Raw genomic sequence first — 10,203 nt, 5'->3', positions numbered from 1 at the left:
ACCGGGGGTTCCCCGGCCCCCCCCCCCCCACCCGCCCCACCCCGCCGGGGCCCCCCGCCCGCCCGGCGGCGGCCCCTCTGTCGAACGTGATCGTCAGGCGTCTTCGCCGGTCAGCGAGCGCGTCACATTGGGGTCGACCGGAATGCCGGGGCCCATGGACGAGGCGAAAACGACCTTCTTGAGGTAACGGCCCTTGGCCGCGGACGGCTTGAGACGAAGCACCTCATCGAGCGCGGCGGCGTAGTTCTCGATGAGCTGGCGCTCACTGAACGACGAACGGCCGATGATGAAGTGCAGGTTGGCGTGCCTGTCGACACGGAACTCGATCTTGCCACCCTTGATCTCGGACACGGCCTTGGCCACGGCCGGGGTGACGGTGCCGGACTTGGGGTTCGGCATGAGACCGCGGGGGCCGAGCACCCGGCCCAGGCGGCCGACCTTGCCCATGAGGTCGGGCGTGGCGACCACCGCGTCGAACTCGCCCAGGCGGTTGCCCTTGGCGATCTCTTCGATCAGCTCGTCGGCGCCCACGATGTCGGCGCCGGCCTCGCGGGCCTCCTCGGCACGGTCACCGGTCGCGAAGACCAGGACCCGGGCGGTCTTGCCGGTGCCGTGCGGGAGGTTGACGGTGCCGCGGACGATCTGGTCGGCCTTGCGGGGGTCGACGCCCAGTCGCAACGCCACCTCGAGGGTGGAGTCGAACTTGGCGATCGAGGTCTCCTTGACCAGCTTCACCGCGTCGATCGGGTTGTAGAGCCGGTCGCGATCGATCTGGCTCTCCGCGTTGCGGTAGCTCTTGCTGCGCTTCACTGCTCACTCCTGTTGCTTCGAGTGGTCGTGGTGCGGGCCAGCGCGTGGCCCTCCCACTGGGTTACGTGGTGCGGGGCGTCAGTCGCCGATGGTGATGCCCATCGACCGGGCGGTGCCGGCGATGGTCTTCTCAGCGGCCTCGATGTCGTTGGCGTTGAGGTCCTGCATCTTGGTCTCGGCGATCTGGCGCAGCTGGTCCTTGGTGAGCTTGCCCACCTTGTCGCGGTGCGGCACGGCGCTGCCCTTGTCGAGACCGGCGGCCTTCTTGATCAGCTCGGGCGCCGGGGGCGTCTTCGTGATGAAGGTGAAGCTGCGGTCTTCGAAAATGGTGATCTCGACGGGGATGATGTTTCCCCGCTGGGCGTCGGTCGCAGCGTTGTACTGCTTCACGAAGTCCATGATGTTGACGCCGTGCGGGCCGAGGGCGGTACCGACCGGCGGGGCCGGGGTGGCCTGGCCGGCAGGCAACTGGACCTTGACCAGCGCCGAAATCTTCTTCTGCTTAGGAGGCATGTGTCCTTCTCCGGGTCCTTTTCCTACAGATCCCCCAGGGCATGAGGGGACACCTCACAACCGTGGGGACGACTTACCAGTGTAAGCGTGTTGTCAGATCTTCGAGACCTGGTTGAACGAGAGTTCCACCGGAGTCTCACGACCGAAGATCGACACCAGCACCTTGAGCTTCTGCGACTCGGCACTGATCTCGCTGACCGTGGCGGGCAGCGTGGCGAAGGGTCCGTCCATGACCGTGACCGACTCGCCGACCTCGAAGTCGACGGTGGCCGTGGCGGCCTTGGACGCGGCCTTCTTGGTCTCCTCGGCCGGTTCGGGCGCGAGCAGCTTGGCGACCTCGTCGAGGTTGAGCGGGCTGGGCTTGTTGGAGAGACCCACGAAGCCGGTGACGCCCGGCGTGTTGCGGACCGCGGCCCAGGACTCGTCGGAGAGGTCCATCCTGACCAGCACGTAGCCGGGGAGCACACGCTCCTTGACGGGAACCTTCTTGCCGCTCTTGAACTCGGTCACGGTGTGCGTGGGCACCTCGACCTGGAAGATGTAGTCCTCCATGTTGAGGGACCCGGTGCGGCTCTCGATGTTGGACTTCACCCGGTTCTCGTATCCCGCGTAGGAGTGGATGACGTACCACTCCCCCGGGAGGCCGCGCATCTGGCGCTTGAACTCCTCGACCGGGTCGACCTCGGGAACGATGTCACCGTCTTCGTCAACGGCCGCGGGCTCGTCTACCGCCGCGGACTCGTCACCCTCGCCAGGCTCGGCGGGCTCGTCCGCTGCGGACTCCTCGACGGATCGCTCGGTCTCGTCGAGCTCCGAATCGGTCTCGTCGAGCTCTGCAGGCTGCTGCTCGTCGACGATCTCGTCGGCGGGCTTGGTCGCCTCTTCCGGCTCGCCCTCCCACTCTTCGCGGGACTCGCCGGCCGACAGTGGGGACTCGGACACGGTGACTCTTTCTCTTTCGTCGGATGTTCTGGTCTTCCGGCGGGTGCAGCCGCCGGTATCCGGCTCAGGAACCGCCGAATATGGCCAGCACACCCTCCGTAAGCAGGAAGTCTAGCGCGGACACGATCCCAACCATGATCAGAACGAAGACCATGACGATGATGGTGTAGTTGATGAGATCCTTGCGCGTGGGCCAGATGACCTTGCGAAGCTCCGCAACGATCTGCCGATAGAAGAGGGCGGGAGAAGTTCGCTTCTTCTCACCGCTCGGCCTTGGCTTGTCTGCGGTTTCGCCGCGCGTGTCGATCGCCACAGTCCTCACCTGATCTGTCGTGGTCCATCGCGGCCAGCGGCGCGCCTACACGCCATTGCCGCGCGGGCCGCTTTTCGCAGGGCACGAGGGACTCGAACCCCCAACCGCCGGTTTTGGAGACCGGTGCGCTACCAATTGCGCTAGTGCCCTAGGTAGTGACCCACCCTACCCCGGCTCGGCCGGAGATCGGTCCGTGACTCACCGGCCCGCCACGCAACAATTAGCAGCAAGGCCTTGCGGCAGTCTACGGGTGAATGCGGCGGACGTCGAACCGGAACCCGATGACCCTGCTCACGGGATATGAGGAGGTACCAGCCCTGCCCGTCTGGAAACATGGAGGGCATGACCCGACCTCGCATCTCAGCGCGTATCTCCGCCATCTCCGAGTCAGCGACTCTGGCCGTGGACGCCAAGGCCAAGGCCATGAAGGCCGCCGGGCGTCCGGTCATCGGCTTCGGTGCGGGCGAGCCCGACTTCCCGACTCCCGACTACATCGTCGAGGCGGCCGTCGAGGCCTGCCGCATCCCGCGCTTCCACAAGTACACTCCCGCCGGCGGCCTGCCCGAGCTGAGGAAGGCCATCGCCGAGAAGACGCTCCGCGACTCCGGCTACCAGGTCGACGCCTCGCAGGTGCTGGTCACCAACGGCGGCAAGCAGGCGGTCTACCAGACGTTCGCCACGCTGCTCGACCCGGGTGACGAGGTCCTGGTCATCGCCCCCTACTGGACCACCTACCCCGAGGCGATCAAGCTGGCCGGCGGCGTCCAGGTCGATGTCGTCACCGACGAGACCACCGGCTACCTGGCCGACGTGGAGCAGCTCGAAGCCGCCCGCACCGAGCGCACCAAGGTCCTGCTGTTCGTCTCGCCGTCCAACCCGACCGGCGCCGTCTACAGCGCCGACCAGGTCGTGGCCATCGGCCGCTGGGCCGCCGAGCACGGCCTGTGGGTGGTCACCGACGAGATCTACGAGCACCTCGTGTACGGCGAGACCGAGTTCACCAGCATCGCCACCGCCGTCCCGGAGCTGGGCGACCGGGTGGTCATCGTCAACGGCGTCGCGAAGACCTACGCGATGACCGGCTGGCGGGTCGGCTGGATGATCGGCGCCAAGGACGTGATCAAGGCCGCCGCCAACCTCCAGTCGCACGCCACCTCCAACGTCTCCAACGTGGCCCAGGCCGCCGCCCTCGCCGCCGTCTCCGGCGACCTGTCGGCCGTCGCGCGGATGCGGGAGGCGTTCGACCGCCGCCGCCAGACGATGGTCCGCATGCTGAACGAGATCCCGGGCGTGTTGTGCCCCGAGCCGTTCGGCGCGTTCTACGTCTACCCCTCGGTGAAGGCGCTGCTCGGCAAGGAGCTGCGCGGCAGCCGCCCGCAGACCTCCGCCGAACTGGCCGAGCTGGTCCTGGAGGAGGCCGAGGTCGCGGTCGTCCCCGGCGAGGCGTTCGGCACCCCCGGCTACTTCCGCCTCTCCTACGCCCTGGGCGACGACGACCTGGTCGAGGGCGTCAGCCGCCTCCACAAGCTCCTCTCCGAGGCCCGCTGACCCTGATGACCGCCCGGCGACGAGCGAACCGGGCCCGGACCTTCCGAAGAGGTCCGGGCCCGTCCTGTCAGGTGATGCTCTCGGCCACCCGCCTGAGCGTGCCGGGCCGGCCGGCGTCGTCGGGGCCGCCGCCCACGAAGATCGCCGCTCCCCCGCCTGCCAGCCACATCACGTACGGCCCGCCGCCCGAAAGCTCGCTCAGCCAGGTGATCGCGGGCCTCCCGCCGAGGACCGCCGGCTCGGCGCCGTCCACCAGCGCCCGCAGCTTCTCGGCTGATTCGACGCCGCACACGACTCCCACGGAGACGCGCCGGAAACCGGGTTCGGTGGCGTCCAGCCCGTTGTGCCAGGCGTAGCCGTACACCTTCAGGTCCGTGCGGGTGAGCGACTCCAGGTCGGTGAACGTCTCCCCCATCGTGAGGCCCTCCGGCGTGTAGCCGATCGGCACCCCGGGAACGGCCCGCAGCCCGGACAGCGCCCGGCCCGACCGCGGTGCGGGCGGTGTACCGCACAGTGCCTCATCCGGTACGACGGGCTTCCCTGACGGCCGGATCGTCGGCAACCGCAGCCCTGCGATGATTCCGTCAAGTTCGTCCCCCAGCTTCGACGGGACGGTCACCCTGACGGTCAGCCCGATCTCCGCGATCAGCAACTCGCGTCTCTCCCGGCCGACGACGGCCCGCATCCGGTCGCCGACCTGCCACGGCGGCCGGGCCACGAGCCCCAGGAACGACTCCGACGCCTCGGCTCCGCCCGGCCCGCGCAGCACGGTGACCAGGATCTCGCCCGCTCCGGTCCGCCACCGGGCGGAGGTGGAGACCCATCCCCTGCCCATACCCACGTCGGTGCCGTCGTCGAGCCTTTCGGCCCCCGGCGGCAGGTGCGTCACGCCGATGCCGTCGACGGAGTCCCCCCGGGCTGAGGGCGGAGCCTGCGGAAGGACCCCCTCGGCGATCCGCTCCAGTTCCCCCGCGAGACCCTCACCGACGTGGACCCGCACCCCGAAACCGGGACGGATCAGCCACATCGCCACCCGTCCGCGACTGACGGAGTCCTTCGCGGACTCGACCCTGCCGGCCCGCCCTTCGAGGTCACCGATCCGGGTGGTCCGGACCTCCGTCAGGCGCGTGCCGACCGGCCAGGAGACCTTCTCCAGATCGTCCAGCGACTTCGCCTCGCTGCCCCGTACCGCCTCCACCTGCATCCACCGGTCGCCGCCGCCGGTCCACCTGCGCTGGATCCCGTCGTATCCGAGTGCGGCCGTGCCGTCGGCGGTCACCCCCTCCGGGACGTAGGTGACGGTCAGCCCTTCGAACGTCGTCTGCCTCCCCGCGATCTCCTGGCCCCGCCCGTTCAGGAACACCGCGGGAACCACCACCGCCACGACGGCCATGACGGCGGCCACGGCGACCGTCCAGGTCCGCCGGGTGTGGCGGCGGCGCGCTCGCCGTACGATCCGGTCGGTCAGGTCTGGGGCGCTGAACAGCGCCGCGGTCTCCTCGCGCATCGCCAGGCGCAGCTCGTCCTCAAGCCTCGGCACCGTTCACCACTTCCCTCAGGCTCTCGCTACCGATCAACCCGCGCAGCCGTGCCAGCCCTTTCGACGCCTGGCTCTTCACCGTGCCGGTCGAGCACCCCAGCGCCTCGGCGGTCTGCGCCTCGCTCATGTCCTCCAGGAATCTCAGCACCAGTACGGCCCGCTGGCGTGGCGGCAGCGCCCGCAGACCGTCCATCAGGACCTGCCGCAGCTCGATACCGTGCACCTGACTGGGCGCCCCTCTCTCGGGCGGGGCGCTCGTCGGGATGATCCGCAGGATCGCGCGCCGCCTGGCGCGGCTGATCGCGGTGTTGACGATGATCCGCCGCACGTACGGCTCGGGATCGGCCCCCTCCCGAAGCCGTGCCCAGCTGCGATACGCCCGTTCCAGGGCGATCTGCAGCACATCCTCGGCGTCGTCCCTCGACCCGCAGGTCAGGTAGGCGACCCGCAACAAACTCGTCCCGCGCGCGGCCACGAACTCCGCGAACCCCACACTCATCCGACCAGCTCCGGTTCCATGCCCTCCCATACGCCCCGCCGCCCTCCGGGGTTGCCCTGCCGTTCGAGGCGCGTCGGGCGAACGAGAACGCCCCTGGTGGCGAACCACCAGGGGCGTTCAGATTCGGTGAGCGGAGAGCTCAGACGAGGGCCCGTGGGCCAGGACGGATTATTCGGCCGGGCGGAGGGCCTCCGCGACCTTCTTGAGTTCCGCGTCGCCGTCGATCCGCTTGGCGTAGTCGGGGCTCATCATGAGCTCGATGGCCAGGTCGGGGTTCACGACCCAGATGAGGGTGCGGGTGCTGCCCTCGCCGGGCGGGGTGTTCTCGTCGTTGGCGAGCTCTCCGACCGCCTCACCGACGCTCACCAGGTACGCCTCCTTGCCGCGGATGTCGATCGGCTCGGCGCCCTGCTTGCCGTACCCGGTCATCCGCTCGGAGATCTTGTCGACGGCGTCGCCGCTGTAGACGATCACCTGGATCCCGTAGGCGTCGGTGTTCTTGCCCGAATCGTTCCACATGGTGGAGTCGCTCGTCTTGCCGAAGGTGTTCCTGACGAACCAGTGGGTCCACTTGAGCCCTTCGGGGAGGTAGACGAAGTCGACGCCGGCGAAGCGGTGGCCGCCTTCCTCACCGAGATCACCCAGATCAGGCGGAAGCTCCTGGTTGATCGCCTCCTGTGGCTCCCGCTCGGGCCGGGCCGCGGGCAGGGTGATGGCCACCTCGGTGCCGGGCTCGGCCTCGGCGCCCGCCGCCGGGTCCTGGCTGACCACGATGTTGGCCGGCGTGGTGTCAGACCGAGGGCCCATCTTGTACTGCGAGACCAGCCCGGCGGCCTCCAGGGTCCGGCGGGCCGCCTTGGCGTCCATTCCGACGACGTCGGGGACCGCGATGCCCGACCGCACGGTCGCCGCGGCCTCCCTCGTCGCGGGGGCAGCCGTGGGGTCGCTCCCGGAGGTCACCGCCAGGTATGCCGGCACCGCCCCCGCGATTGCCACCATGACGAGCGCCGCCCCTGCGGTACGAAACCTGAGTATCCGTCCGCGATGTCTCCGGCGGACGGCTCCGCCCAGCGCCGGGGTCGCCTGCACATCGGCCACCTGCGCGGACATCGCCTCCTTCAATGCTTCCTCTGCGTTCATGCTGATGCTCCCTCAAAGCTCGACATGCGTTCACGGATTCGGGCGAGACCACGTGCGGCCTGGCTCTTGACGGTGCCGACCGAACAGCCCATGAGCGTGGCCGTCTCGTTCTCCGACAAGTCCTCCCAGTAGCGCAGGACCAGTACGGCCCGCATCCGGGTGGGCAGCCGCCGCAACTCCGCGAACAGCGCGTCCCGCAGTCCGACGTCGAACGCGGGCACCGCGGTGTCCGGCGGCCTGGCGAACGTGATCTCCTGGATCACCTTGCGCCGCCGGGAAACGGTGATCGCGGCGTTGATGACGACCCGCCGGGCGTACGCCTGGGGGTTGTCGTTCCTGATCCGCGGCCAGTGCCGGTAGACCTTCTCCAGGGCGCCCTGGACCAGGTCCTCGGCGTCGTGCTGGGAAGCACCGCAGACCAGAATGGCGGTGCGCAGGAGCGCCGTGCTCCGTGCGGCCAGGAACTCGTCGAAGGCCGATTCGTCTTCTTCCGTCATGAGCGAGACCTCCTTTCGCCCCTCCTCAACGCACCAGTCCCCCGCGAGGTTGAGCGTCGATTCTCAGCTCCGCGGACGATACGGCAAGATAAGGAAATGCCACGTCCTCTTGACAAACTGCCGAAGGCCCATCTACATCTGCACTTCACCGGCTCGATGCGGCATTCGACCTTGATCGAGCTCGCCCGGGAACAGGGACTCCACCTGCCGGAGGCGTTGAAAGAGGACTGGCCGCCCAAGCTGAGGGCCACCGACGAGCGCGGCTGGTTCCGTTTTCAGCGGCTCTACGACATCGCGCGGTCGGTGCTGCGGCGGCCGGAGGACGTCTACCGGCTGCTGCGCGAGGCGGCGCAGGACGAGGCGGCCGAGGGGTCCCGCTGGCTGGAGATCCAGGTGGACCCCTCCGGCTACGCCCACCGGTTCGGCGGGCTGAGCGCGACCCTCGATCTGGTGCTCGACGCGGCGGCCCAGGCCGCCAGGGCCGAGGACATCGGCGTCGCCGTGATCGTGGCCGCCAACCGGACCAGGCATCCCCTCGACGCCAAGACGCTGGCCAGGCTGGCCACGCAGTACGTCGACCGGGGCGTGGTCGGTTTCGGCCTCTCCAACGACGAACGGCGCGGCCGGGCCCGCGACTTCGACGGGGCCTTCCGGATCGCCAAGCGCGCGGGCCTGCTGGCCGTACCTCATGGGGGTGAGTTGTCCGGGCCGGTCAGCGTGGCCGAGTGCGTGGACGATCTCGACGCGGACCGGGTCGGGCACGGTGTGCGTTCGGCGGAGTCGGAGCGGTTGATGGCGCGGCTGGCGGACCGGCAGGTGACGTGTGAGATCTGCCCGGCCTCCAACGTCGGGCTCGGGGTGGTCGAGCGGGCGGAGGACGTGCCGCTGCGCCGCCTGTTCGACGCGGGCGTGCCGATCGCGCTGGGCGCGGACGACCCGCTGCTGTTCGGCACCCGGCTGCTGCGGCAGTACGAGCTGGCCCGCGATGTGTACGGCTTCCGCGACGCGGAGGTCGCCGAGCTGGCCCGCCAGTCGATCCGGTCCTCGGCGGCGCCCGAGTCGACCAGGCAGGAGCTGCTCAAGGGCGTCGACGAGTGGCTGAACTCACCGGAGTGACCTGATGATCCGCTGCGCCTCGCCGAGATCGTCCACGCCTTCCAGCCGCAGTCCCACGCGCCCGCGCTGATGGATCAAGGTGGGCCCGGCGAGCCTGTCGTACCTCACCGTCTCCCCGCCTGTCCGCGGGATGTAGGTCACCCCGTGGTGCCGCGGGATCCACCACCCGCCCTGGACCTGTTCGGGGTACGGCGGGCCGAGATCCTTGCGGAAGACGACGCCGAGGGTGCCGTCGAACTCGTCGAGCCGGATGCCCCGCCAGTGCAGGGAGACGACCCGGCCATCGCTCACCCACACCGTCTCCGGCTCTCCCAGACCGGCCGGGACGGCGATCGGAAAGGTGACCAGGCGTCTGGCCTCGTCGAGGGAGACGGTCCGCTGCCCGGGGAGCGGAGGCGTCCCGACGGGCGCGGGAGACGCACCGCCCACCCGGATCTCTATGCCGGCGAATCTGAGGATCTCCGCCACGGCTGCCCTGCCTTGCGGCGTCCCGCCCACGAGCAAGGCCACGACCAGCGCCGCCAGCGTCGTCACCACCTGCCACCGCGGCCGGCGACGACGCGGACTCCACCTCCGCGCCCGGGGCTCAGGCTGGGCTTCGAGACGGGTTCGCACGGACCTGGCCACCTCGGCGGGCGGCGGGGCGGGCAGGTCGAGGGCGGCGGCGAGGTCGGTGAGCTGGGATTCGAGGTCGTCAGGGGAGGTCATGGCGGGCCACCTCCTCCCGTAGCCGGGCCAGACCGCGTGAGGTGCGGGACTTGACCGTGCCCAGGGGCAGGCCGAGCACCTCCGCCGTCTCCGCTTCGGACAACTGCAGGAAGTACCTGCAGACGACGGCTTCGCGTTCCCGTTCGGAGAGGATCGCCACGGCCCGCAGGAGCCGGGTGCGGCGGTCGGTGGCGAGGGCGACGCTCTCGGGGTCGTCGCCGGCGGGCGGGCCGGATTCGCCGCCGAGGCGCAGCGACAGTTCGGCGCGGCGGCCACGGGACCGGGTGAGGTTGTGGGTCTCGTTGGCCACGATCCGGAGCAGCCACGGGCGGAACGGCGACTCCCGCCGGAAGGAGGCGAGGTGACGGTAGGCCTTGATGAACGCCTCCTGCACCACGTCCTCCGCCTCGTCACCCGCGCCGAGCATCGTCGCGGTGCGGTGTGCGAGCGTGCTGTATCTGGCGACCAGCACCTCGTAGGCGCTGAGGTCACCGGAGAGGGACCGGCCGATCGCCTCGTCGTCGTCCGTGGGGGGCTCCTTCTGGAAAGCATGATTCCATCGCAGGAACACCCCTCT

12 protein-coding genes and 1 tRNA gene are annotated in these 10,203 nt (G+C 69.6%); 2 read left to right on the top strand and 11 right to left on the bottom strand.

Translation table 11 applies throughout. The annotated features are described in order from the left end of the window. Positions 1–93: 93 nt before the first annotated feature. The 5 genes from rplA to MBA17_RS28045 all read right to left on the bottom strand — a co-directional run bounded on the left by rplA (position 94) and on the right by MBA17_RS28045 (position 2,728). Complete coding sequence (gene rplA / locus MBA17_RS28065) at positions 94–810, bottom strand: 50S ribosomal protein L1 (RefSeq protein WP_238499601.1); 717 nt, start codon at positions 808–810, stop codon at positions 94–96. A gap of 78 nt (positions 811–888) precedes the next feature. Next, on the bottom strand, positions 889–1,323 hold the full coding sequence (gene rplK / locus MBA17_RS28060; RefSeq protein WP_238499600.1) for a 50S ribosomal protein L11: 435 nt from the start codon (positions 1,321–1,323) through the stop codon (positions 889–891). Positions 1,324–1,416: 93 nt separating this feature from the next. Continuing rightward, positions 1,417–2,265, bottom strand: coding sequence for a transcription termination/antitermination protein NusG (gene nusG / locus MBA17_RS28055; RefSeq protein WP_238499599.1), 849 nt, complete (start codon positions 2,263–2,265; stop codon positions 1,417–1,419). 64 nt (positions 2,266–2,329) lie between these two features. Continuing rightward, complete coding sequence (gene secE, locus MBA17_RS28050) at positions 2,330–2,578, bottom strand: preprotein translocase subunit SecE (RefSeq protein WP_238499598.1); 249 nt, start codon at positions 2,576–2,578, stop codon at positions 2,330–2,332. A 77-nt stretch (positions 2,579–2,655) separates the two neighbouring features. Then, a tRNA-Trp gene (locus MBA17_RS28045) sits at positions 2,656–2,728 on the bottom strand. A gap of 192 nt (positions 2,729–2,920) precedes the next feature. On the opposite strand from MBA17_RS28045, the gene MBA17_RS28040 reads away from it, so the two are divergent. Continuing rightward, on the top strand, positions 2,921–4,126 hold the full coding sequence (locus tag MBA17_RS28040; RefSeq protein WP_238499597.1) for a pyridoxal phosphate-dependent aminotransferase: 1,206 nt from the start codon (positions 2,921–2,923) through the stop codon (positions 4,124–4,126). Positions 4,127–4,193: 67 nt separating this feature from the next. Here MBA17_RS28040 and MBA17_RS28035 read toward each other — a convergent pair whose 3' ends face one another. The 4 genes from MBA17_RS28035 to MBA17_RS28020 all read right to left on the bottom strand — a co-directional run bounded on the left by MBA17_RS28035 (position 4,194) and on the right by MBA17_RS28020 (position 7,802). Continuing rightward, a complete protein-coding gene (locus MBA17_RS28035) occupies positions 4,194–5,666 on the bottom strand; it encodes a hypothetical protein (protein WP_238499596.1) in 1,473 nt (490 codons plus the stop codon). Beyond that, positions 5,653–6,165 (bottom strand): SigE family RNA polymerase sigma factor, encoded by a 513-nt coding sequence (locus MBA17_RS28030; protein ID WP_238499595.1) that lies wholly within the window; start codon positions 6,163–6,165, stop codon positions 5,653–5,655. The genes MBA17_RS28035 and MBA17_RS28030 overlap by 14 nt, the downstream gene beginning before the upstream one ends. 168 nt (positions 6,166–6,333) lie before the next feature. After that, positions 6,334–7,305, bottom strand: a complete 972-nt coding sequence (locus tag MBA17_RS28025) for a PASTA domain-containing protein (protein ID WP_238499594.1) — start codon at positions 7,303–7,305, stop codon at positions 6,334–6,336. Then, entirely contained in the window at positions 7,302–7,802 is a 501-nt protein-coding gene (locus MBA17_RS28020; protein ID WP_238499593.1) for a SigE family RNA polymerase sigma factor, read from the bottom strand. The genes MBA17_RS28025 and MBA17_RS28020 overlap by 4 nt, the downstream gene beginning before the upstream one ends. 96 nt (positions 7,803–7,898) lie before the next feature. Between MBA17_RS28020 and MBA17_RS28015 the strand changes: the two genes are divergently transcribed. Next, positions 7,899–8,918 (top strand): adenosine deaminase, encoded by a 1,020-nt coding sequence (locus tag MBA17_RS28015; RefSeq protein ID WP_238499592.1) that lies wholly within the window; start codon positions 7,899–7,901, stop codon positions 8,916–8,918. Here the strand turns inward: MBA17_RS28015 and MBA17_RS28010 are convergent. Together MBA17_RS28010 and MBA17_RS28005 are read right to left on the bottom strand one after the other, a co-directional pair. After that, entirely contained in the window at positions 8,907–9,626 is a 720-nt protein-coding gene (locus MBA17_RS28010) for a hypothetical protein (protein ID WP_238499591.1), read from the bottom strand. The genes MBA17_RS28015 and MBA17_RS28010 overlap by 12 nt on opposite strands. Next, positions 9,613–10,197 carry an RNA polymerase sigma factor gene (locus MBA17_RS28005; protein ID WP_238499590.1) on the bottom strand — a complete coding sequence of 195 codons (585 nt, stop codon included), beginning with the start codon at positions 10,195–10,197 and terminating at the stop codon, positions 9,613–9,615. The genes MBA17_RS28010 and MBA17_RS28005 overlap by 14 nt, the downstream gene beginning before the upstream one ends. Positions 10,198–10,203: the final 6 nt, after the last annotated feature.

This window comes from Dolomitihabitans soli (genome assembly GCF_022213955.1).
GTDB classification, from domain to species: Bacteria; Actinomycetota; Actinomycetes; order Streptosporangiales; family Streptosporangiaceae; genus Streptosporangium_A; species Streptosporangium_A soli.
The sequence above is the reverse complement of the archived record's forward strand: the minus strand, read 5'-3'. Positions and strand labels throughout refer to the sequence as shown.

What these genes read in the sequence shown, in the direction of transcription:
- MBA17_RS28025 (WP_238499594.1), bottom strand. Translation starts at nt 7,305, where the DNA reads ATGAACGCAGAGGAAGCATTGAAGGAGGCGATGTCCGCGCAGGTGGCC.
- MBA17_RS28030 (WP_238499595.1), bottom strand. Translation starts at nt 6,165, where the DNA reads ATGAGTGTGGGGTTCGCGGAGTTCGTGGCCGCGCGCGGGACGAGTTTG.
- MBA17_RS28040 (WP_238499597.1), top strand. Translation starts at nt 2,921, where the DNA reads ATGACCCGACCTCGCATCTCAGCGCGTATCTCCGCCATCTCCGAGTCA.
- MBA17_RS28020 (WP_238499593.1), bottom strand. Translation starts at nt 7,802, where the DNA reads ATGACGGAAGAAGACGAATCGGCCTTCGACGAGTTCCTGGCCGCACGG.
- MBA17_RS28010 (WP_238499591.1), bottom strand. Translation starts at nt 9,626, where the DNA reads ATGACCTCCCCTGACGACCTCGAATCCCAGCTCACCGACCTCGCCGCC.
- MBA17_RS28015 (WP_238499592.1), top strand. Translation starts at nt 7,899, where the DNA reads ATGCCACGTCCTCTTGACAAACTGCCGAAGGCCCATCTACATCTGCAC.
- rplK (WP_238499600.1), bottom strand. Translation starts at nt 1,323, where the DNA reads ATGCCTCCTAAGCAGAAGAAGATTTCGGCGCTGGTCAAGGTCCAGTTG.